Source organism: Larkinella sp. C7, from assembly GCF_006149005.1.
Taxonomy (GTDB): domain Bacteria; phylum Bacteroidota; class Bacteroidia; order Cytophagales; family Spirosomataceae; genus Larkinella.
The window spans coordinates 625,315-649,059 of record NZ_VBSL01000002.1; the positions used below are offsets into that span (position 1 = coordinate 625,315).

Here is a 23,745-nt window from a genome sequence, read left to right on the forward strand (position 1 = left end):
CTGGTCTTACACAGGCAGGATGGATCGGGAGTAACCAGGGGCTTCTATACTAACAAACAAATTGGATTAATGATTGAAGATTTATTGAAGGGCGTAATCCCTGACCTGTTAAATTGTAAATTTTACGACGTGGAAAATTACTACCCAAATTTCTATTTTCCACTACGATCCGAATTTATTTACACAAACGGCTCGCGCATCGGGTCACAAGCATCACTAAGACAACAACTTGTTGCCCAAAACAAAAACCACCAACAGAAGGCTGGCGTTGAAGTTTATGGGTTCAAAAAATCCCGAAACCAGTTTCCTGATTGTTTCACAATTCGCTGCTGGGTGGAATAATCGACGTAGACCAGTCCGAAGCGGGGGCGGTAGCCTTCGGCCCATTCAAAATTGTCCATCAGCGACCACGCAAAATAACCGCCGACCTTGAAGCCCTCCTGTTTGGCGCGCAACACCTCCCGCAGATAGGCCTGGTAAAAAGCCACCCGCTGCGGATCGTTGACCACGCCGTTTTCCAACCGATCTGGAAAAGCCGACCCGTTCTCGGTGATGATAACTTCTTTAACTTTTTCGTAGGCCGAAAACTGCCGGATTACCTGATAAATTCCTGCCGGATACACCTCCCACGCCATGTCGGTCGTCTCGGTCACCTGCCGCCGGTGGGGTTTCACTTCCCGCGCCCAGAAATACGGCGTCAACCAGTCGTGGCGCACCACCAGCCGGAAGTAGTTTTGCAGGCCGATAAAATCGAAATCGAAGGCCGCCCGTTGCAGGTCGCCGAGGTTGGCATATTTGGTCATAATCTGTTTTAGCAAGGGCGCTTCCCGCACCGGATAGCCCAGCCCCAGGCTGGGTTCGATGAACAGCCGGTTGCCCAGCGCGTCGATCCGGGCGGCTGCCCGAACATCCCTCACCTGCTGCGTATGGGGCTCAACCGGGGCGCAGAAAAGCGTGGTGCCAATCCGGGCGTTGGGCACGTTCCGGCGGATGATTCGCCCGCCCTCGCCCTGACAGATCACGGCGTGATGAACCGCCGGCAGAAAATTCCACAGCCCCCGCCGACCCGGCGCGTGAATACCGGCAAAATAACCGCCCGCCGTAAACACCAGCGGCTCGTTCAGCACCATCCAGTTTTTGACCTTGTGGCCGAAGGCTTTGGTACAGCAATCAACAAATTCAGAAAACCAGCGGATGACCGCGCGGTTGGTCCAGCCGCCTTTGGCTTCGAGCGCGTGGGGCAAATCCCAGTGGTAGAGCGTGACCCAGGGTTCGATGCCCATCGCCAGACAGGTATCGATCAAACGGTTGTAAAAATCCAACCCCCGTTCGTTGACGCGGCCGGTTCCGTCGGGCATGATCCGCGACCACGACAGTGAAAACCGGAAAGCCTTGAAACCCAGACTTTTTAACAAAGCCAGATCGGTTTCGTAGCGGTGGTAGAACTCGCAGGCTACGTCGCCGTGATCCCGCAACCGCCCCCAGCGTTTATCGTGCGTGAAGGTGTCCCAGATGGAAGGCCCGCGTCCGTCGGTCTGGTGGGCGCCTTCGATCTGATAGGCGGCTGTGGCCGCTCCCCAGACAAAGTCGGCCCCGAAATCCTGACGGGAAAAGGATGGTGATGAAGGATGCAAACGCTATACAAAGAATAAGTTGAACGCGGAAAGGTAAGGGGTTTCGGGCGGCATCGACCCGTGCGATCTGTTAAGAAAGTGTTAAGAAAACCGTAAAAAACCACCGGATGCGCACGCATTGATAACCGGACCGTAAAATTCATGTAACCCTGCCAATGTAGCTTCGCTTCCGAAAACCGTAAAGTTACGTTCATGCGCTTATTGTTTCTGGTACAAGGCGAAGGTCGCGGCCACCTGACGCAGGCTCTTTCGTTTGCTCAGTTGGTCGAAACCGCTGGTCATGAGGTAGTTGGTGCACTGGTGGGTGTTACCCAAAACCGCCCGACACCCGCTTTTTTCAGCGAGCAGTTCCCGGCTCCGATCACTCCCCTACCCAGTCCCGGACTGGTCTACCACACCCGGACCAATGCGCTGCAACCATCCAGAACGGCGCTGAAGGCGGTTTTAAACGCCCGAACCTACCGGCGCAGCATACGTCAGATTCGGGATGCGATCGAAACCCTGAAACCCGATCTGGTCATTAATTTTTATGAATTGCTGGGCGGACTGACCTACAGTTTTTACCGCCCGACGGTGCCAATGCTCTGCGTGGCCCACCAATATCTGGCATTTCACCCCCATTTCCCATTTCCGAAAGGTCAGCTTCTGGACCGGCTGCTGTTCAAACTCACCTCCCGGCTGACGGCCTGGGGTGCCCGGGAACTGCTGGCCTTGTCTTTTGATCAGCAGCCCGACGTGCCCGGCAGCCGGGTGCGCGTGGTTCCTCCCCTGCTGCGTCGGGAGGCCACCGAACGCAGCCCGACCCAGGGCGATTTTCTGCTGGCTTATACCACACAGCCGGGGCTGGTTTCCCAATTGATGAAAGCCCATCAGCAACACCGGGATCTGCCCATGCGTTGTTTTCATGCGGGAACCCAGGCGGCAGAAGAGCGGATCGACGCGACGCTCACCTACCACGCCATTCACAGCCAACGGTTTCTGGAAGCCATGCAGGATTGCCGGGCGGTGGTGACTACGGCTGGTTTTGAAGCCGTTTGCGAAGCTTTTTACCTGGGAAAACCCGTCCTGATGATTCCCCAACCCAACCATTTCGAGCAGGCCTGCAACGCGCTGGATGGTCAGCGGGCCGGGGTTGGCGTTGCTTCCAACACCTTCGACTTGAGCCGTTTGCTTGATTTTATGCCCCACTACGATGCCGACGCCAGCCAACAGTTCCGGGCCTGGCACGGGCGGGGCTATTTCCTATTTCTGGCAGCCTTAAACCGGGCGGTCAACCCGGAAAGCTCCAACCGAAAGCCCAGACAGCGGTCGAAGACCCTGTCTGCGGCTGGGAATGGCAGCATTTTTACCACAAAATGATTACATTGAATCACTAAATCGGTATACTATTTTCATTTTCAAACATGCTTCCCTCCTCTCCATTACGCGGGTTGCTGTCCGGCACCTTGCTCACGCTTTCGGTGCTGGCTCACGCCCAACATACCGCCCAGGGTTTTGTTTTTGAAGACCGCAACCAGAACGGCAAAAAAGACCGCAACGAAGTGGGGCTGGCGCAGGTGCCGGTTTCCAACGGCCGCGAAGTGGTGCTGACGGATGCCAACGGCCGGTATCAACTGCCGGTCGGGCTGGATCATATTCTTTTTGTGGTCAAGCCGACAGGTTACAAACTGCCCGTCAACGCGCAGAATTTGCCCCAGTTCTTTTACCGGCACAAACCCAACGGCTCTCCCCAACTGAAATTTCCGGGCGTTGCCCCCACGGGTCCCTTGCCCAAATCGGTCGATTTTGCGCTCACCAAACAGGACGAACCGGATCAATACCAGATTCTGGTTTTCGGCGATCCACAGGCTTACACCACGGAGCAGATTGCGTATTTCGACCGGGGAGTGGTTTCTGAACTTCAGGGCAAAACCGGCAATTTCCGGTTCGGAATCAGCCTGGGCGACCTGGTGGGCGACAATCCGGCCTTGTTCGGTGCCTACAATAATGTCATTCGCAAACTCGATCTGCCCTGGTTTCAGGTAATGGGGAATCATGATATGAACTACGATGTGAAAGCGGATAGTTTGTCGGACGAAAGTTTCGAAGCCATGTACGGCCCCAACACCTACGCATTCACGCAGGGAAAAGTCCATTTCATTGTTCTGGATGACATTCTCTACCCCGATCCACGCGATCAGAATGGCTATCAGGGTGGTTTGCGCCCCGACCAACTGTCGTTCGTCGAAAACGACCTGAAACACGTACCGAAGGATCATCTGGTGGTTTTGTGCCATCACATCCCGCTGTTCAGCGAAGGCGCGGGGGAATCGTTTCGGATAGCCGACCGCCAGCGGTTGTTCAATACACTCAAAGACTTTCCGCACACGCTGTCGCTCTCGGCCCACACACACATTCAGCAGCACTTTTTTTACGGCAAAGAAGCCGGGTTGGACCGGGCCAATCCACACCACGAATACAATGTCGGCACGACGTCGGGCGACTGGTATTCCGGCGAAAACAACGCGCTGGGCGTACCGGTTTCAACCATGCGCGACGGAACCCCCAAAGGTTATCTATTCCTGACCTTCAACGGCAATCAGTATTCGTTCGACTACCGGATTGCCAACCAGCCCGAAACCTACAAGATTGGTTTGTATGCACCGAAAGCGATTGCCAAGGGTCAGGTGGGCCGTAACGACCTGTATGCCAACTTCTTCCAGGGCAGCAAGCGCGATTCGCTGGAATACCGCATCGGACAGGGAGCCTGGAAACCGATGACCCGGGTTGAGGAAGCTGACCCCGGATTGCTCGGCGTTCGGTATCGGTATGATTCTGCCGAACAGCCATTGGGCGGAACAAAACCTTCTGCCCCCATTCTGTCGACGCATTTGTGGAAGGCCAGACTGGGCGGTGACCTGCCCGCTGGCGATCACACGGTTGAAGTTCGTGCCAAAGATGCGTATGGTCGAACCTTTACCGGCAATACGGTTTTCAAGGTGGTTGCAGCCCCGGTGGTTTCCGAAAAATAGCGCTAAAACCGCCGGGTTTTCAAACAAAAACCGCCCGAAACCTTAACACAAACTTAACATTGGGCTTTTGTTTCCGGCTATTTTTTTGTATTTGTTTGTAGATTTTTTTATTCCCAGGAATACCATCAAACCAACACACTGTATGAAGGCCCAAAAGAAGGCACTGGCTACCGATATTTCAACTTCTGTCGAATCAAAACTGGCCGAAATTGGTGAACAATCGAAGAAGGTCAAAAAGATGATTCAGCAATCGGCGAAGAAGCTGGCCGCCAAACTGATCAAAGTGACGAAAAAAGAAGAAAAGAAGAAGCTCAAGGCCCAGAAAACGAAAAAAGCAAAAACCGCTGCCGCCATTCAATAACTAAAAACAGTCCGGAAGCACCCTCTTCCGGACTGTTTTTTTGGTTAAAAACTTCGCACACCGTTCACATTTCCTTTACGCTGGGGTCATTTTCGGGTTGCATCTTTACACAACCATTCCGAACCCCATTGCGTGACTCAATCCCTGCGTGAACTGCTGCTCCGACGACTCAACCAGGCATTTTGGCTGATCCTGCTCATGAGTCTGGCCGGATGGGGAGCCTGGCGTTTCTCCCGATTGGCCACTCCGGCGAATGAACCCATGCAAACCAACCGAATCGACCGGGAGTTCAAACAACTTCACCTGCAAGCTATTACCTCGCTCGACTCTTCGGTAAACGGGCTCAGGCTGGCGGTAATGAGCGGGGAATCGGAACCCGTGCTGCTGGCGCTGACCGAACAACTCCGGCAACAGGCCCAGGAAGTTGCCCTCCTGTCGTCGTCCCGTGAAACCGCATTAGTCCCCCCTTCGTCGGTTATCCAGCCTCTGCTGCTGGATCAGTGTCAGAAATTCCGTCAGCTACTGCACCGAAAAGCACCGGTTCGTTTGCTTTCTCAACACCTCGCCGAATTTCAGTCGCAAGTCCGGCATCTTCAATACCGGGTTGCGGGAGATTATCACCCCTAGAAGCGGTTGCCTTTGTGTTAATTCGACAGATCTTCATTTCTTCCAGTCATCATCTTTCCTTAAAACTGGGGTAAAATGCGATTGGCTTCTTTGCAGGATCAATTTTACGTCACAATAGCTTCTTATCCATGAGAATTTCTCCCCTTCTGTTCGCAACTGGTTTGGTTGTAACAAGCTGTACCCTGCAAGACCATCAAACCCCCGACACGTCGGCGGTTCAACTGAAAAGCCGGTCCGTTAACCCTTCGCTTGTCAAAACACTTCCCGGTTTTGAAAGCCTGTCGGTGTTCCCGCTCATCAGCAGCGATGACAAACTGGACGAATCGCCCGATTTTGTTTTCGGTGCCCAGCCCGACGGAGCCGGTTTGTTGAAAAACCCCAATGGCGAAGGTTTCATCCTGATCAACAATCACGAAATCCACCAGTCGGTTTCGCGGGTGTATCTCGACAAAACCTTCAAACCCGTCAAAGGCGAATACATCGTCGATTATGAAGGAGGCCAGTGGCGCTTGTGTTCGGCCACGTTGACCACGCCGGAAGAACACGGTTTTGGCCCGGTATTTCTGACCGCCGGGGAGAGCGGGGCCGAGTCGATGGTCCACGCCATTGACCCGCTGGGCTCGCCCGACAAAAAGAATAAAAACCGGGTGTTGCCCGCGTTGGGAAAAGCCAGTATGGAAAATGCCGTACCGCTGCCCAAGGATGCCTTTCCGGGAAAAACCGTTATCATCATTGGCGAAGACGATTCAAATGGCCAGGTGCTGGCCTATGTTTCCAATTCCGTGGGCGATTTGCAAAACGGCAAGCTCTATTTTCTGCGTCGGTTAGATCAGAATCCGGTTGAAACGGACATGGTGCCGGGTACCGTTTATGACATTGAATTTGTGGAAGTTGATAACGTGGCGGCCTCGACTGGGGCGCAGATCGCGGCCCAGTCGGTGGAGAAAAAAGCCGTTCAATTTGCCCGGGTTGAAGACGTCGACTACCGCAAAGGGGGCGGTGGCGAGCGGGGTCGCGAGTTTTATTTCACGGCAACGGGGGTCAGCCAGGCCGATAAGAAAACGCCGGTAACGGGCAAAACCATGTGGGGTCGGGTCTACAAAGTAAACCTGAACGAAAATGATCCGCTGAAAGGCACCCTTCATGTCATTGCCGACGGCAGCGTCGATCCGGGCAACAACATCGTGAACCCGGATAACCTGTGCGTTACAGAAAACTACGTGTACATTCAGGAAGATGGTGATTCGTATTACGCCGACAACAAGCACGATGGGCGGGTGTGGCAATACTCGATGGCCACGAAGGAACTGAAAGCCGTTCTGGAAATGAATCACCGCCGGTCGGACCCGACGTTCAACAGCAAATACAACTCCGCGAACAACCAGCAGCTTAGCTCCTGGGAATACGGCGCGATGTATGACGTTTCGAAGTTAACCGGCGTTCCCAACACCTTCCTGCTCAACCTGCATCCGCACACCTGGCAAAGCAACAGCTACGCCAATCCGGACGGTAGCGGTCTGAGTACCAACAAAGAAGGCGGTCAGGTCGTGATTCTGCAAGGTTTACAGAAATAAGGATTCATTCATCAGCAACCCGCCTGCCATCCGACAGGCGGGTTGCTGTTTTTTCAATTTCTCCTTTTCCGGGTATGAAAAAAACAGTCGGTTTATTTGCCGGAGCGGTCGTGGTCAGTCTTCTTCTATTCGGCTGGATTGAAAAATCGTCACGGCCCGTCCGGTTGCCTACAGACCAGGTTCGTCAGCACTTTACCCAGGATCTGGATACCCTGGAACGGCTTATCGCAGGTCGGCTCCTGCCGCTGGCGGAAGCGTCGGCTCCGGTCGATAGCCTCCGGCTGGCCTTCATCAATTGCCGTCAGCGGTTTAAAAAGCTGGAGCATTTTACGGAATATTACCTGCCCGGAACCAGCCGGTTGATCAACGGAACACCCCTGGATGAAGTGGAGGTGGAAGAAACCAAAGCCTTCGAACCGGCCGGTTTTCAGGTGATTGAAGAATTACTGTTTGCGGAAGATACCATCGCCGAAAAGCCGGAGCTGGTTCGGCAAATTCGGAATCTGCGGAATCAGCTGGCCCGCATCCGAACGGTCTGGACCGCCACCGAACTTACCGACGCCCACGTTTTCGATGCGCTTCGGTTACAAATTTTTCGGATCATGACGCTGGGCATTGCCGGTTTCGACACGCCCCTCTGCCGAACCGCCATGCCCGAAGCGGCCGCTTCGCTGACCAGTTTGCGGTCGTATCTGGCGTTTTATCCCGCTACCGACTCCTCCGATGTACTGAAAAACCGCCTTCTGGCAGCAGCCACTTACCTGGTCACGCATCCTGATTTTGATGCCTTCGATCGGGCGCATTTCATCCTGACGTTTGCCAATCCGATTTCCCGGGAGCTGCTCGCTTATCAGAAAAAGATTGGTGTTCAACCGTTTACGGAAGTTCGGGCCTTACGGGCCAATGCCGCCACTTTATTTGAACCGGGAGCGTTCAACGCCGATTTCTGGGCACCTCATGCCGACATGCGCACCAACCAAGCCAAGGTGCTGCTGGGCGAAAAACTGTTTTCTGACCCGATTTTGTCGGCTACCCACACCCGCTCCTGCGCCAGTTGTCACCAGCCCGACAAGGCTTTTACCGACGGTTTACCAAAAAACACCACGCTGGCCGGTTCGGGGCTGGTGCTGCGGAATACGCCGACGATTATCAATGCGGCTTTGCAAAACAGCCAGTTTTATGACATGCGTTCCCAAACCCTTGAAAACCAGTCGCTCGACGTGGTTCACAATGTAAACGAAATGCACGGTTCGCTCGATTCTGCCGCCCGGAAATTGCAGGTCAGTTCCGATTACGTGAAGCGGTTTCGGCAGGCTTTTCCCCAATCCGATGGGCGAATCAGCCCGGTGCAGATCCAGAACGCCCTGTCGGCGTATGAACGCTCGCTGGTACGGCTGAATGCCCGCTTTGATCGCTACATGCGGGGCGAAAAGGCCGCGATGAGCCAGGAAGAAATTAACGGATTCAATCTGTTTATGAGCAAAGCCAAATGCGGTATCTGCCATTTCATGCCGCTTTTCAACGGAACGATCCCGCCCGGTTTTACAAAAACTGAATCCGAAGTGATCGGTGTGCCGATTTACCCCAAATCCCGGCAGATTGATCCCGATTTAGGCCGTTATGCCCTGACCAAACTGCCTTCGCTACGATACGCCTTCAAAACCCCCACCGTTCGTAACAGTACGGCCACGATGCCGTATATGCACAATGGGGCGTTCCAAAACCTGGACGAAGTGATTGATTTTTATGACGGAGGAGGTGGCTATGGACTCGGCATCGACCTCGAAAACCAAACCCTGCCTACCGACCGGCTTGACCTGAGTAAACCCGAAAAAAAGGCGTTGCTGGCTTTCCTGAAAACGCTGACGGACTTACCCACTCCCCTGAAACAGAAGGGGCTTTAGAGCGCGTTGTATCTTTCACAAATTAGCCTAAATTTGGTGGATTGAACACTGCTCATGAACAAGCCTACCACGATCGATCACTACATCGCCGACTTTCCTGCCGAAACGCGGGAACTCCTTGAGCAGGTTCGGGAAACCATCCGGAAAGCCGCACCCGAGGCCGAAGAGACCATCAACTATGGCATGCCGACGTTCGTGTTGGAAGGGAATCTGGTTCATTTTGCGGGCTACAAAAACCACATCGGCTTTTATCCGACTCCATCCGGCATTGAAGCCTTTCAGGAACGCCTGTCGGTGTATAAAAGCGCGAAAGGTTCGGTTCAGTTTCCGATTGATCAACCCCTGCCGCTGGATCTGATTGCCGATATTGTCAAGTTCAGAGTGTTCGAAAACCGGCAGCTCGCCGAAGCAAAACCGAAAAAGAGACCAGTTGCCCGAACGCCGAAGCTTTCCGATACGGAACAGGTTACGGAGCATATTCAAAAACTCGATCCGAAACTGGGTCCGCTTGTCGAGTCCATCCGGCAGCTCATTTTGAGCACCGACCCCGACATTGGCGAACGGATCAAGTGGAATAACCCGAGTTTTTATTACACGGGCGACATGAAACCGTTCGATCCGAAGGAATACAAACGGGAACTGGCGGTTTTTAACCTTCACAAAGGGAAAATCATGCTGGTTTTTCCCAGCGGGGCCAAAATCGCAGACACCTCCGGATTACTCGAAGGAACGTATGAAGACGGCAGACGAATTGCTATTTTTACCACCCAGGAAGATATTGACGCAAAAGCAACCCCATTGCAGGCTGTGATCAAAGAATGGCTGAGTCTGGTGGAAAAATGAACAAAGGGTTCTACTTCAACGCAAACCGATAAACCCGGTCGTAGGGATGGTTCGGGTCCAAAACCGTTTTTTCGACGAATCGAAACCCATTCGAATCCAATAATTGCAGCAAGGCTTCTTCCGTGAACAACGGTCGACGGCATCCCTGGTGCTTCTGGCCTTTTCGACGGGCGATCACCTCCCCAATAAACAGATAACCGTCTTTTTTCAAATTACCCCGAATGCTGGTCAGCATTTCATTGGAATGGGTAAACTCATGGAGGCTGTTTTCGATGATGATTTTGTCGAAAAATCGGCTAGGCAACCCGGTTGCCTGCTCACTCCCCCGAACCGGAATAAAAAACGCCGAACAGGCTTGTCCCCTGATCTGGTACAACTGCCGGATGGTTAACGAAAGCCGTTCGGGTTGAAGGCAAACCGGGTCAATGTCCTGAAGATGAATGGTTAGACTATCAGTCATCATCGAATATATGATTTCCCGAACACCCGAACCTGCGCCAACACTGGCAATCGTTTCCGTCTTCTGAAAATTGTAGACTTCCCGATAGCTTTTCAACATCCATTCGATTGCTTCTTTTTTTGCATAATGCTTGTCCAAACATTCATTAACCTCTAATTGAGCCTGCGAAAATGGGCTAATCAGGAGAAATATGGAAATGAGATAGAATTGCTTTTTTAAATCCATGGGTGCGGCTTCATCGTTATTTTCCTTTTCCAATTAGGAAATCCCTTCAATGCCCACAATCGGGCCTGCATGTGGAAAAACTTTACATAGCGTTCCTCCGGGGTATCTTTCAACCCATCAGCCAGTTGTTTTTTATAGGGATCGTTCAGATCATCGTAAAAGACAATTCGCTTTTTTTCCATACCTCAAACAACGTTAATTTCCACTAAAACACAAAAAGGACACCGCTGGAGCGGCATCCTTTCGAAAATTTTAACACGGGACGCTTACAACGGTCCCGTTACCAGCTCATCCTCAGCTGGTACGGTTTTCTTCCGGTCGTTGAACATCAGCACGAACAACACCAGCACCACCGCAGCAATGCCCGCCGGAACCAGCCAGAAGGAGGTCCAGTCTACTTTGTCATTCACGGTGTAAATATCCCTTACAATCCCGGCCAATTTAGAACCGATTCCCATGCCAATCCCGTAAGTCGCCAGCGTGATCAGGCCCTGCGCCGATGATTTGATGCGTTCCCCGGCTTTGTTATCGGTATAAATTTGCCCCGTTACAAAGAAGAAATCATAACAGACACCGTGCAGTATGAAGGCAATGTAGAACATCCAGTTACCCGAACCCGCGTCGCCGTAGCCAAACAATAGAAACCGGACAATCCAGGCTATCAGCCCGACCACCAACATGTATTTAACGCCCAGCCGACTGAATGCCAATGGAATCAAAAGCATGAAGAAAAATTCGGAAGCCTGTCCCAATGACATAATGTTCTCAATCTTAAAACTATTGGGATCAGCATCCGGGTAAGCAGCCTTGTAAGCATCTGTCAACGCTGGATTTGCCATCGCGTAATAAAAAGACAGTGGAATGCAGATCAATATGGATGAGATAAAGAAAATGGCAAACGATCGATCTTTCAATAATTTAAAGGCATCGACGCCTAAAATCTGGGCAACTGAAGCGTTGGCATTCGCTTTTGGTGGGGTATCGGGCAAGGTAAACGAAAACAGGCCGAAAAAGAGGGCGATGTACATGGCAATCTGGAAAATAGCCACCTGATCGCCTATTCCCATAAAACCGACAATATTCGTGATCACAATCCAGGCCACCGTTCCCAACACCCGAATGCCCGGAAATTCTTTCTCCGGATTTTTCATGTGCTGCATGGCAATGGAGGTGGTCAGCGACATGGCCGGGGCAAACGTGATGCAATAGGCCAGAATCTGCCAGAAAAACGCATCGGCGTCTTTCTCCTGAATCAGAAAAAACAGAATGGCCGCACCGGCCAGATTTAAAACGCCCAACACTTTCTGGGCAGCAAAATACCGGTCGGCAATCAGGCCGACAAAAAAGGGCGCCACCAGCATCGCCAGCGAAAAAGCCAGATACGCGTTTCCGACCTGATCGCCGGTAGCGTGTAGTTGGGTAAAAAGATACTTGCTCATCTGTCCGTACCAGGCTCCCCATACCGAAAACAGGAGGAACATCATTACAGAGAGTTGAATGCGGGTTTTGAGATTCATTGGGTTACGTTAGGATTTGATGAATGCGTTCAAATTGGGCTACGCTTGCGGGTTTGAAGTTAATTGAAATGCATTTAGCGTCAAATGTTGGTTGCATAAGTTTCAATCCGATTCCATTTTTTATCAATTCAGCCCTAATCTTTTACGTTTGATAAATACTTCGCAATTTTCAGTTTTTGCAACCCTTACCTTTGGAACATGAAACCGCTTTACTCGCTCTTAGCCCTGCTTTTTGTCACAGCCATTCCACAGGTTCAGGCCCAAAAGGTTGACCTCGACCGTTTCTATTTCGACGCCGGCTATCTGATTCTCCCGAAAGAACACACCCCCGCCGATAACCGCACGTTTGGCGTGCGGGTCGTGAGTTCGCCTTCGGTCGCTTCGGCCTATCCGGAATCGGCGATCTACGAAAAAATCAATTTGTCAGGGTTTCAACGGGTCGAAAACAATCCGGCGGTTGGCATCACGGTGGAATTCGGGAATGTGCGGTTTGAGAAAAGCGAAACGAAAACCCGTACCGAGGAGAAGAAAGACAAAGACGGGAAGGTTACCGACCGGATCACGTACTACAGCATGATCGTTCGGTATAGTTTCAGCGGTAACTACAAGGTGCTCGGCGCCCGCACGGATGAAAAATCGCTGAGCCGGAAGGAGAAAGAGAAAGCAAAGGAGTTACAAAATAACCGGTTTTTGCAAACGGCCTCGCAAACCGGGCCGGAAAAAAGCGTCACGACCAGCGGTTATTTTCCGTCTGAATTGTCATTTACTACTGTCGAATACAAAAACCTGGCGGATGCGCGCCGGTATATCGAGCAAAACCAGCAAACGATTCGGACCGATCTGATTACGAAATACGTAACGGATGCCCTCGCTCGGGTGAATGAGGATGCCAATCGCTGGTATGGGTATGTGCCAACCCAAACGCGGGAATTTCTCTGGATTCTGGATTCCAAAAGCCATCCCGAGTACCCGATTCAGCAGGAGGCCATCAAAGCCGTCAAGGAATTATCGAAACGAATGACTGCCACCCAGCCGATCGACCAGCTCGCCCGCGACCTTCAACCGGTGCTGGACTATTTTCAGGAGTTGAAAACCAAATACCCCGGTTCGGACAAACGCAACCAGAAAATGCGGTATTCTGCTTTCTATAACCTCATGATTTTGAACTACTTCCTCGACCGCCCCGACCAGGCGATGGAAGAAGCCGACGGCCTGATCAAGAACGGATACGACACCAAAGACGGCGAAAAATACATTGGCTGGTCGGAGGAACTGAAAAAGATGCTGGCGAAACACCAGATGGCGTCGCGGCATGTAAACTAAGGTAGTCCGAACTGAAGTGTATTTTAATTCAACAAGTTGGCAACATCTTGTTTCAATACCGGAAGATGTTTTTGAACGACTTCCCAAATCAAAATATCGTCAACCGCACCGCAGGCATGAATAATTCGATTTCGAAGACTAATTATCTTTTGTTTGGACGAAAGTTCCAGATCTGGTGCCAGCCTGGAAGCTTTATTCATTGCTTCGCCGATAATTGTTTTCGTTCCACTGCGGCTTTCATCATCAAATTATCCCGATATTGATAAAATGAAGTAACACCGGTTGTAAACTGCTCAATCAAGACTAGCGAGTCCAGAATATCCTGCAAATATTTTTCTACTTCTTCATTCATAAAGTGGAACACGGGTTCGATTGACTGAAGAAATAAAATAAGGATTTCGGAGGGTATGCTGCGGAACCAAATCAACCGAACGGTTTAGCAAACGCTGCAACTTTTCTTCCAGATTCCAAAAATTTTCGGCATACCCATCGAACGGTTCTGAAATCCCAAAATCAATTAACAAATCAATATCACTCTGGCTATTGAAACGATCTGTACAAACGGACCCAAATGCATACGCTCTTTTCACCTTATGATCTTTCCATAAAGTAATGAGTTGAGGCAGCTTTACCTGTATCGATGGATGTAGCATAGTGGCGGCAAAATACGGATTATTCAATCATCTTCAACAACTCGTTCAGTTTCAGCAGGGCCTCGATCGGCGTCAGCGTATTGATGTCCAGTTTACGCAGTTTTTCCTTGATGGCTTCGGCTTTGGGGTCACCGGCTTCGAAAATCTTGAGCGTGATGTCACTCGCCCGGGGCAAATCCCGCAATGCTTCCCGTTTGGTATCGCCCGACCCTTCCCGCTGGCTTTCCAACTGTTGCAGAATCTCACCGGCCCGGCTGACAATGCCCGTCGGCATCCCGGCCATCTGCGCCACGTGAATCCCGAAGCTGTGCTCGCTCCCACCTTCCTTCAGCTTCCGCAGGAAAATGACTTTATTGCCCATTTCCTTGACGGCCACGTTGAAGTTTTTGATGCGGGGTAAATCCGTCGCCAGTTCGTTCAGTTCGTGGTAGTGGGTGGCAAACAGCGTTTTCGCGCGGTAAGTCGGGTGGTTGTGCAGGTATTCGGCAATCGACCAGGCAATGGAAACACCGTCGTAGGTGCTGGTTCCCCGCCCGATTTCGTCCATGATCACCAGACTCCGTTCGCTGAGGTTGTTCAGAATGCTGGCGGTTTCGGTCATCTCGACCATAAAGGTCGATTCGCCCCGCGACAGGTTGTCGGAAGCCCCGACGCGCGTAAAAATCTTGTCGACAATGCCGATCTCTGCTTCCGATGCCGGCACGAAACTGCCCGTCTGCGCCATCAGCACAATCAATGCGGTTTGGCGCAGGAGCGCCGATTTCCCGGCCATGTTGGGACCGGTGATGATGATGATCTGCTGGGTTTCGTCGTCCAGATACAAGTCATTCGGCACATACGGTTCGCCGGGCGGTAGTTGCTGCTCGATCACCGGATGTCGTCCGTCTTTGATCTGCAAAACCTTCGAATTGGAAATCGTCGGTTTGGTATAGCGGTTTTTCTCGGCAATGCGGGCAAACGACGCCAGCACATCCAGCACCGAAATCACCCGGGCGTTCTGTTGAATGTGGTTGACATATTCGCCGGCCGCCAGCACCAGATCATTGAACATCCGCTGTTCGATGCTGAAAATCTGGTCTTCGGCGTTCAGGATTTTGTCTTCGTATTCTTTCAGTTCCGGGGTAATGTAGCGTTCGGCATTCACCAGCGTCTGCTTCCGGATCCACTCTGCCGGAACCCGGGATTTGTGGGCGTTCGACACTTCCAGGTAATAGCCAAACACCTTGTTATAGGCCACTTTCAGCGACGAAATGCCGGTTCGCTGCACTTCCCGGTTTTGCAACTGCACGAGGTAATCTTTCCCGGAAAAGGCAATGGCGTGCAAACCGTCCAGATCAGCGTTGACGCCACTTTTGATCATGCCGCCCTGATTGCTCACCACCGGCGCTTCATCCCGCAATTCGGCCTCAATTTTGTCGACCAGAAACGTACAGGCGTTGAGTTGATCGGCGTATTTCTTGATCGATGATGTCATCGGCTGTTGCGCCAGCGCCGTGATCAGCAATTCTTTGATGGGCAGAATGTGCGACAAGGATCGTTTCAACTGCACCATTTCGCGGGGCGAAATCCGCCGAACGGCCACTTTGGAAATCAGTCGCTCCAGATCGCCGATCTGCTTCAGGTGCAGTTCCAGCGACTCCCGCAGGCTCGGCCCATCGGCGCCCTGAGCGGCATCGCCGTGACCGGTTTTGAGGAGTTCGACGGTATTGAGACGCTCTTCAATCAGCGGTTTGTCTTTCAAGGGCAACAACAGCCACTTCCGCAGCAGCCGCGCACCCATCGGCGTAACGGTCTGATCCAGAATCTGAATCAGCGGAATTCCACCATCCTGCTGCGACGCCACCAGCTCCAGATTCCGAATCGTAAACCGGTCGAGCCAGACGTATTTATCCTCTTCCAGCCGCGTCAGCCGGGCAATGTGGTCGATGTCTTTGTGCTCGGTTTCGTTCAGGTAATGCAAAATGACGCCAGCGGCCACAATGCCGTCGGTCAGCCCTTCGACGCCGAAGCCTTTCAGGGAAGACGTCTGGAAGTGTTGGGTCAGCAAGGGGTAGGCGAAGTCGTAGGTAAACGCCCAATCGTCCAGCGTATACGTATTGAATTTATCGCCAAACTGTTCGACAAAATCCTTGCGGTATTTCTTACAGAACAGGATTTCGGACGGATTAAAACTTTGCAGGAGTTTATCGGCATAGGCCGCATTGCCCTGCGAGGTTAGAAATTCGCCAGTTGAGATGTCCAGAAACGCCACGCCAAACTGGGCCTCGGCGCCCGAGCCTTTAGCAAAATGAACCGCAGCCAGGTAGTTGTTCCGGCGCGTATCCAGCACGTTGTCATTGAAGGAAACGCCGGGCGTAACCAGTTCCGTCACCCCGCGTTTGACGATTCCTTTCGCCATCGCCGGGTCTTCGAGCTGGTCGCAGATGGCCACGCGCTCGCCCGCCCGAACCAGTTTGGGCAGGTAGGTATCGAGCGAATGGTGCGGAAAACCGGCCAGGTCTTCGTTGGCTCCACCGTTGTTCCGTTTGGTCAGCGTAATGCCCAGAATCCGGCTGGCTTTGATGGCGTCTTCGCCGAAGGTTTCGTAAAAATCCCCCACGCGAAAAAGCAGAATGGCACCGGGGTATTTGACTTTAATCTGGTTGTATTGCCGGTTAAGGGGGGTTTCTGTCGGTTTCTTGACAAGCTTCGTGCTGGTACTTTTCACAAATTCTGGATGCTTAATTTAAACAAAAATACGAAATTTTAGGGAGAGGGCGGTCTTCTCACCCGGCTTGTTATCGATAAAGACTCATTTGTTTGTCCTTTCCGGAAAAGAACATAAATTTCGGTCCCTCATCCATCCACGCCATGAACACCCGATTTCTTCATCCCCTATCACCAGCCTTTTGGTCGTCAACTGCCTGGTAACACGCTCGATTTAAAACTCACTCAGATGCCCAGAAAAGTCAGTCTCGACGAACTCAATCGCCTAACCGTCGAAGACTTTAAAACCGCTGACAAATACCCGTACGTTTTGATTTTAGACAATGTCCGGAGTCTGAACAACGTCGGTTCGGTGTTCCGAACGGCCGACGCCTTTCGGGCGGAGAAAATCTACCTTTGCGGCATCACCGGTACACCACCCCACCGCGACATTACCAAGACGGCCCTCGGCGCCACCGAATCGGTCGATTGGGAGCATGTTCAGGATGTAGTTGGGTTAATTGACAGGTTGAAACAGGAAGGCTGGATTATCGCAGCCATCGAGCAGGCCGAGGGCAGCGTCGGCTTGCAGGATTTCGAGCCGCTGGCTAACAAAAAGTTTGCATTTGTGTTTGGTAATGAGGTTGCCGGTGTCAATTCGAGTATTATTGAGAAAGCCGACCTGGTGCTGGAAATCCCCCAATATGGCACCAAACACTCGCTCAACATCGCCGTCAGTGCGGGCATCGTTTGCTGGGATTTTCTGACAAAACTTAACAAAAACTTAACACACTGATTTTGTTTTTCCTGTTTCTTTCGTAGTTGTTTGTAGATTTTTTATTTACCGCAGTATACCTTAACAACATTCCCATATGAAGACCAAAAAAAAATCGCTGGCAACTGAAATTGCAAGTTCGATTGAAACCAAATTGACTGAAGTGGGCGAACAGTCGAAAAAAGTAAAGAAAGCCATCGAAAAAGCCGCCGAAAAACTAGCCGACCGGGTCAGCAAGCTCTTTAAGAAAGAAGAAGAAAAGAAGAGAAAGCAACTGGCGAAGGCGAAGAAAAAAGCCGATCAGAAAGGCAAAAAAGTCGCTAAAAAGCTCAAAAAAACCACCGTAAAGGTGGCTGATAACGGTCACGAAAAGGCGTCAGCACCCGAAAAAGAAACGCCGGCACCCAAAGCTGCAGTCACTCCCAAAGCACCCGCCAAGCCCAAGCCGACACCGGCCACCAAACCGACGGCAACCCGCACGACACCTGCAACCCGGAAAGCGCCTGCCCCCAAACCGGCACCCGAAACCAACCCATCCGAATCCTGAATAGAGGGAGTTGCCCCGCTATCTGGTAAACTATTTTTGCGTAGGGCGGTTGCTCTACGCTTTTTTTATTTTTCTCTAATTCCCTTGGAATCTGGCACTTACAGAAAATAGGGCATAAATATCGCTGCACACCAACTTTTAAACATACGTTAATTACAACTTTTTATTGCTACAAATTTGAATTATTGCTTATTGTTCAATTAATTAGCAACATAAGTACCCCATATCTAACGTCTGATAAATACCTATTCTTGTTACTCTCTATCCTACTACGTTAACCTCCATTAACAGAGCATCACCTGCTCAAACGCCAGACCAGACTCTTAACACGTGTAAGTTTTTCGTAAAAAAAACCTTGAATAGCTGACTTTCAAAAGATTCGTTCGTCTAAACGGAGTATAGTCTATCAAGTCCACCTAACATGACATAACACATGTCACGACTGACTACCCGTATTCTGATTGCTCTCTCCATCCTGTCGATTGTTGGCATTGTGTCGACGCAGGTCTATTGGGTCAGGAAGGCGTATGAATTGCGCGAACGGCAGTTCCTGCAAACCGTTACCAAAGCTTTGAGCGAAGTGGCCCGGCGTGTAGCCCGCCCCGAAATCGGTGTACCCGTTGGGGTTCAGGTCGTTACTTTATCTCCGTCGTATTATCTGGTTAATCTGGATGCACCAATCGATCCGAAGAAACTGGACTTCTATTTGGGTGCTGAACTGGAAATTCACCAAATCCTGACCACGTTCGAATATGGTGTTTATGACAACAATGCCGGACAAATTATCTACGAAAACTCGTCCCGGCAACTGGATCAACCGTCTGTAGCCACCGGCAAAGATAAGCCTTCGGCGTCATCACCCTATTATTTTGTCGTCCGTTTCCCCAACCAGGTTCAATACCTGACCCAGCAACTGGACAACTGGATTCTGGCGTCTCTGATCGTACTGCTGCTCACCTGCTTCTTCATGTACCTGTTTTACCGGATGCTCACGCAGAAAAACCAGACGGATGACCAGCGGGAATTCATCAACAACATGACGCACGAGCTTCAGACGCCCATTTCGTCGATCAAAATTGCCGCCGATGTGCTGTCGTCTCCCAAGATCATTGAACAGCCCGAGCGGATGCTGAAATATGTCCGGATGGTGCAGGAAGAAACCCTGCGGCTCCAGCAGCAGGTCGAGACGGTTCTGACGGTGGCCCGTTCCGACAACAAGGGAGCCTTCAAACTGAACCAGGTCCCCATCGACATGCACGAGTTGCTGTTCCACCTGGCGGAACGGCACGGCGATTACCTGCATCTGGAACTGGACGCACACTACCCGATCGTTCAGGCCGACCGTTTGCACCTGACCAATGTGCTGGGAAATTTAGTCGATAACGCGGTTAAATACACACCCGTCAATCCGTTCATCCAGTTGATCACCCGCAATGAGAATGGCCAGTTTGTTCTTTTCGTTCAGGACAATGGCATTGGTATTGCGCCCGAACACCAGCCCCACATTTTCAACGCATATTACCGCGCACCGGGTGCCAACACCCACAGTGTCAAAGGATTCGGACTCGGATTAAGCTACGTACAAAAGATCGTGAAAGCCCACCGCTGGAAATTAAGCGTCAGCAGCGCCCCCGGTCAGGGAAGCACATTCAGCATCCGGATTCCCCAACCAACCGTCCAACCCATCCGAAGCCAAAAAGAGTTAAGAGTTAAAAATTAAAAGTTGGCTGACGCTTACAATCATGCGTCAGCCAACTTTTAATTTTTAACTCTTAACTCTTAATTCTTAATTCTTAACTCCCTTTTATTTAGCCGCTTTTTCAGCCGTGGCGGTTTTTACCCGCATAATTCCGTTCATAATCCGCCAGTGGCCGGGGAAGGTACAAACGAACGGATAATCGCCGGGTTGGGCCGGAGCAGTGAATTTCAACCGATAGGTCTGCTCGGGATTGACCAGGGGCGACGATGCCACCACCTGCGGAATAGACGGTACATAATTCCGTTCTGCACCATCTTTCGCCGTAATCAGCTTATCGGCAGCCGCGCCAATGATCTCCAGCGACTTTGGTTTGCCGACCACAATGTTGTGTTGCATGGCGTCGGTGTTCTCGAAAATGATTTCGACCTGTTTGCCTGCCGTTACCGTAAATTCCTTTTTGTCAAACTGCAACGCTTCCTTGATCGGCTTGATGCGAACGGTTTCGACATTCGGATCGGCCGCAGGTTCGGCCGATACACCCCAGGCCTGCAACACCCGATTCATCCGCTCCCGGTTCTCACTCGGAATCGTAGTGACCAGGCTGGCAACAAACGACTTATCAGCCTCGTTCAGAGTCGCCTTCCGCCGGAATCCCCAGCCATCGGAAATGCCTTTTACAATGGCGGTACTGCCCGCAACATCCAGTTGTTGTGACACCCGGAGCAACCCAACAACCGCATCTGCCGGAGCTGCCGAGGTGTAGTTCCGAATCGCCCGTTCCAACACAAACGCGCTCATGCTCTGCGGTGGACGATAGGTCAGTTTGTGCGTAAATCCATTGTTGTTTTCATTTCCTTCGGCCAGAACGTTGTTTCCATCCACGGTTGCCACCACCGAATAGTCTCCGGCCGTCTCAAACGAAACCGTAAAGTTGGTATTCCAGGGACCGTTGTTTCCTTCCTGAATGACCACGGTTTCGCCCGGTTTAATTCCTGCCGTGTGTTTCTGGCTGACGTACTCTGTTTTCCGACCCTGTCCTTCAATCCGAATTGCCAGCGGAATTGGTGTTCCTTCCGGAATGGCGACACCGCCCCGGTTGGTCACTTCGACAAAAATGCGGGTCGATTCACGAACATACGGAGAAGCCGGTTCGGTTCGTACTTTTGTGATCACCAGATCCGGTTTATCACTCGAAGAAGCCATTGTCGGAGCAGGCTGCGCGGTGGCTTGAGCCGTCATGGCCGCGTGGTCGTGGTGGCCGCTCATCGACTCCGGGGCTTTAGAACCCGACTTGCTGTTCTGCACCATTTGTTTCAGAAAAGTCTGCATTAGCTTCCCGTCGTGGCTCGTCAACGCACAGGCGAAAGCATCCGGCAACCAGCGATCGTTTACTTCTTTGGCATCGTTCAGGCGCGTCAGCACAGCGGTTTCTACCGCAGGTGTCAACGGCATTTCCGACAAAGCCAGCAATGTATTCAAAACCACCAAGGGTTCTTTGTCATTCAGCGCATTGGCTTGCAGCAACGCACCGGCCGATGCCTCGTTCCGGGGCAGTACCTGAACGGCGGTTTTACGAACCCCGGCACAGGCGTGTTTCAAAGCCGCCGTGGCGGTTTGCAACGCGTTGGCATCCGAACCGTCCAGCGCCCCCAACCCCTGCAACGTCCACAGGGCGTGGATGGCCGACGGATTGATTCCGATTTCGTCCAGCGTCTGGTCTTTCACCAGATCCAGTAGTTGCGGAACCACATCTTTCTGCCCACGCTCTACCAGCAACCGCTGTGCTGTCTGACGCCAGAACATATTGTTGTTTTTCAAAGCCGCTACCAGTTCCGCCGGACGATCTTTGCTCAGCGACAATGGCGTGTAGGCCGGAGCTTTTTTGTAGGCAACCCGGTAAATCCGACCGTGGGTAAAATCGCGTAAATCCGTCTGATACGCATTCCCCGGGCCATTCTGGGCCCCTTTCGGCGTGGGGTTGTGCTGAATAATGTAGCTGTACCAATCGACGACCCAAACCGCGCCGTCGGGACCCACCTCGGCAAAAACCGGGGCGACCCACTCATCGGCGCCAGCCAGCAGGTTGAAACCCAGCCCTTCGCTGTCGTCAAAGTCGGTCCCTTTTTTCACCATAATATTCTGGTGCAGAATGTGGCCGGTTGGCTCCGACACAAAGGCCACTTTATTCCAGTAACTTTTCGGAAAGGCCCGGGCCGTGTAGAAATTATGTCCGGCAGCCGCCGTAAAGCCCCCAAACACATCGACCTGCCGCACTTTTTCCGTAATCGGTTTCATGTCCTTGTGCGTATCGGTACCCCGACTGCCGCTGCCCAGACCACCGGGGAAATACCGGTGCGGAATCGCCATATACCAGCCGTGGGAGTTGTTGGCCGTTGAGCCAAATACGTCGCCGGTTTCGTTGAACGCCATTCCCCAGGTGTTGTTGGAGGTGCTCGTCACGAATTCCAGTTTCGAGCCATCGGGTTTGAAGCGGAAAAACCCTTGTGAAAATTTGAGACTGTCGGCGCCCACTTTACCCACAAAACCCGAATAACCAATGCAGCCCCAGACCCAGTTGTCAAAACCGACGTGCAGGTTGGACGGGCCGGCGTGGGTATCCCCCGTTCCGAAACCGGTAAACAGGATCTTTTTCTCGTCGGCCTTGTCGTCGCCATTGGTGTCTTTCAAAAACAGCATGTGCGGTGCCTGTGACACCATAATACCGCCGTTGACGAACGCCAAACCGGTCGGAATACTCAGGCCGTCGGCGAACTTGGTAAACTTATCCGCCTTGCCGTCTTTGTTGGTGTCTTCGCAGATGAGGATGTAGTCGGTTCCTCCCGTGTCTTTCCGCTCGTTCGGATAATCCTTGGTAATCAGCACAAAAAGCCGTCCGCGCTCATCCCACGCCATCGCAATCGGGTGCATCACGTCGGGTTCGTGGGCAAACTGTTCCAGCGTAAAATCGACCGGCACCTGAATGTGTTTCATCGATTCTTCGGGCGAAAGCGGCAACTGGCGCATTTGCGGTCCCGAGCGTTTTTCGTAGTTGGGCAGATTAGCCTCAACATACTGGAACGGCTGCGGTTTCAGATCGTCGTGCAACTTCTTCACCTTGTCGCCCACCGCCCAGAGAATGCCCTGTTCGATCAAATCCTGAAAACCGGGGACATTCCACGTCCGTTGATCGTGGCCGTAGGCCGTGTAGAAAACCCGGCCTTTGCCGTAATTGCGCGTCCAGGTATACGGTTCGGTCTTCTGACCCGGTTTGTCTTTTTCCTGATCCGCCTTGATGTCGCGCACCGCCAGCACGTTGTTGTCGGCCTGGAGTTTTTCGTGCAGATACGTCTCGTCGTAGGCTTTGAACGGTTTCAGACCCATGATGGCCGGGTGGCCGGGCTGAACGGTTAAGGTTTGGATGGTATCCATCCGGTGACGCCAGAATTGCCCCCCCACCATTTTGACGTATTCCGGCGAATTCCGGAAACAGTATGAAGCGCAGTGAATGGGAATCAGGCCTTTGCCACCCGCCACGAAATCGATCAGCGCCTTTTCCTGGGGCTGCGGAATGCTATCCCAGTTGGCATAAATCAGCAAACCGTCGTATTTCGCCAGGTTCTCGGCATTGATGTCTTCCAGCCGATCGGTGTAGGTCAGGTTGATGCCCTTATCCCCCAGCGCAGCCATCAGTTCCGGCACGCGTTCCGACGGGCGGTGGTGGCCGTTGTCGCCCAGAAACAGAATTTCCGTCCGGCGGGGCTGGTCAGGATTCGTGGCCGAAACGCCGGGGCGTCCGCCCATGTCGCGTGGACTGCTGGCCGGTTGCCGACGGGCGCAATCGGTTAGCAGAATCACCAGACCCAGGGTCAGGAATACATTAAAGTTTTTCATAGTGGGTTGTTTTAAC

20 protein-coding genes are annotated in these 23,745 nt (G+C 52.1%); 11 read left to right on the forward strand and 9 right to left on the reverse strand.

From position 1 onward, the window contains the following. Window positions 1-275 precede the first annotated feature (275 nt). Entirely contained in the window at window positions 276-1,634 is a 1,359-nt protein-coding gene (locus FH871_RS07720; protein WP_138990850.1) for a GH1 family beta-glucosidase, read from the reverse strand. A gap of 192 nt (window positions 1,635-1,826) precedes the next feature. Here FH871_RS07720 and FH871_RS07725 point away from each other — a divergent pair, with 192 nt between their 5' ends. From FH871_RS07725 to FH871_RS34115, 7 genes are all read left to right on the forward strand, one after another. Beyond that, window positions 1,827-2,993, forward strand: a complete 1,167-nt coding sequence (locus FH871_RS07725) for a glycosyltransferase family protein (protein WP_138990851.1) — start codon at window positions 1,827-1,829, stop codon at window positions 2,991-2,993. 44 nt (window positions 2,994-3,037) lie between these two features. Beyond that, entirely contained in the window at window positions 3,038-4,645 is a 1,608-nt protein-coding gene (locus tag FH871_RS07730) for a calcineurin-like phosphoesterase family protein (RefSeq protein WP_138990852.1), read from the forward strand. A gap of 142 nt (window positions 4,646-4,787) precedes the next feature. Continuing rightward, window positions 4,788-5,006, forward strand: coding sequence for a hypothetical protein (locus FH871_RS07735; protein ID WP_138990853.1), 219 nt, complete (start codon window positions 4,788-4,790; stop codon window positions 5,004-5,006). A 132-nt stretch (window positions 5,007-5,138) separates the two neighbouring features. Next, window positions 5,139-5,633: a hypothetical protein gene (locus FH871_RS07740; protein WP_138990854.1), complete on the forward strand. Its 495-nt coding sequence runs from the start codon at window positions 5,139-5,141 to the stop codon at window positions 5,631-5,633. Window positions 5,634-5,761: 128 nt separating this feature from the next. Continuing rightward, window positions 5,762-7,207 (forward strand): hypothetical protein, encoded by a 1,446-nt coding sequence (locus FH871_RS07745; RefSeq protein WP_212768203.1) that lies wholly within the window; start codon window positions 5,762-5,764, stop codon window positions 7,205-7,207. 74 nt (window positions 7,208-7,281) lie between these two features. Further along, on the forward strand, window positions 7,282-9,111 hold the full coding sequence (locus tag FH871_RS07750) for a cytochrome-c peroxidase (protein ID WP_138990856.1): 1,830 nt from the start codon (window positions 7,282-7,284) through the stop codon (window positions 9,109-9,111). Window positions 9,112-9,165: 54 nt separating this feature from the next. After that, entirely contained in the window at window positions 9,166-9,954 is a 789-nt protein-coding gene (locus FH871_RS34115) for a DUF1801 domain-containing protein (RefSeq protein WP_171062793.1), read from the forward strand. A gap of 10 nt (window positions 9,955-9,964) precedes the next feature. Here the strand turns inward: FH871_RS34115 and FH871_RS07760 are convergent, their stop codons facing one another. From FH871_RS07760 to FH871_RS07770, 3 genes are all read right to left on the reverse strand, one after another. Beyond that, window positions 9,965-10,513 (reverse strand): hypothetical protein, encoded by a 549-nt coding sequence (locus FH871_RS07760; protein WP_138990857.1) that lies wholly within the window; start codon window positions 10,511-10,513, stop codon window positions 9,965-9,967. Between the two features lie 116 nt (window positions 10,514-10,629). Further along, window positions 10,630-10,821, reverse strand: coding sequence for a hypothetical protein (locus tag FH871_RS07765; protein ID WP_138990858.1), 192 nt, complete (start codon window positions 10,819-10,821; stop codon window positions 10,630-10,632). A gap of 84 nt (window positions 10,822-10,905) precedes the next feature. Then, entirely contained in the window at window positions 10,906-12,156 is a 1,251-nt protein-coding gene (locus FH871_RS07770; RefSeq protein WP_138990859.1) for an MFS transporter, read from the reverse strand. A gap of 198 nt (window positions 12,157-12,354) precedes the next feature. On the opposite strand from FH871_RS07770, the gene FH871_RS07775 reads away from it, so the two are divergent. After that, complete coding sequence (locus tag FH871_RS07775) at window positions 12,355-13,479, forward strand: hypothetical protein (protein ID WP_229317116.1); 1,125 nt, start codon at window positions 12,355-12,357, stop codon at window positions 13,477-13,479. Between the two features lie 23 nt (window positions 13,480-13,502). On the opposite strand, the gene FH871_RS07780 is transcribed toward FH871_RS07775, so the two are convergent. Genes FH871_RS07780 through mutS form a run of 4 tightly spaced genes read right to left on the reverse strand, consistent with a single transcriptional unit; the run spans window position 13,503 to window position 16,839 of the window. Continuing rightward, complete coding sequence (locus FH871_RS07780) at window positions 13,503-13,679, reverse strand: HepT-like ribonuclease domain-containing protein (RefSeq protein ID WP_138990860.1); 177 nt, start codon at window positions 13,677-13,679, stop codon at window positions 13,503-13,505. Then, a complete protein-coding gene (locus FH871_RS33085; protein ID WP_171062794.1) occupies window positions 13,676-13,831 on the reverse strand; it encodes a hypothetical protein in 156 nt (51 codons plus the stop codon). Before FH871_RS33085 ends, FH871_RS07780 begins: the two co-directional genes overlap by 4 nt. Beyond that, entirely contained in the window at window positions 13,824-14,132 is a 309-nt protein-coding gene (locus FH871_RS07785; protein WP_138990861.1) for a nucleotidyltransferase family protein, read from the reverse strand. Before FH871_RS07785 ends, FH871_RS33085 begins: the two co-directional genes overlap by 8 nt. A 19-nt stretch (window positions 14,133-14,151) precedes the next feature. Further along, window positions 14,152-16,839, reverse strand: a complete 2,688-nt coding sequence (gene mutS, locus FH871_RS07790; RefSeq protein WP_138990862.1) for a DNA mismatch repair protein MutS — start codon at window positions 16,837-16,839, stop codon at window positions 14,152-14,154. Window positions 16,840-17,067: 228 nt separating this feature from the next. On the opposite strand from mutS, the gene FH871_RS07795 reads away from it, so the two are divergent. The 3 genes from FH871_RS07795 to FH871_RS07805 all read left to right on the forward strand — a co-directional run bounded on the left by FH871_RS07795 (window position 17,068) and on the right by FH871_RS07805 (window position 19,859). Then, a complete protein-coding gene (locus FH871_RS07795) occupies window positions 17,068-17,613 on the forward strand; it encodes an RNA methyltransferase (RefSeq protein WP_138990863.1) in 546 nt (181 codons plus the stop codon). Between the two features lie 76 nt (window positions 17,614-17,689). Further along, window positions 17,690-18,139 carry a hypothetical protein gene (locus FH871_RS07800; RefSeq protein WP_138990864.1) on the forward strand — a complete coding sequence of 150 codons (450 nt, stop codon included), beginning with the start codon at window positions 17,690-17,692 and terminating at the stop codon, window positions 18,137-18,139. Window positions 18,140-18,572: 433 nt separating this feature from the next. Next, complete coding sequence (locus tag FH871_RS07805) at window positions 18,573-19,859, forward strand: cell wall metabolism sensor histidine kinase WalK (protein WP_138990865.1); 1,287 nt, start codon at window positions 18,573-18,575, stop codon at window positions 19,857-19,859. A gap of 84 nt (window positions 19,860-19,943) precedes the next feature. On the opposite strand, the gene FH871_RS07810 is transcribed toward FH871_RS07805, so the two are convergent. Next, window positions 19,944-23,729, reverse strand: coding sequence for a PVC-type heme-binding CxxCH protein (locus FH871_RS07810; RefSeq protein ID WP_138990866.1), 3,786 nt, complete (start codon window positions 23,727-23,729; stop codon window positions 19,944-19,946). Between the last annotated feature and the right edge of the window lie 16 nt (window positions 23,730-23,745).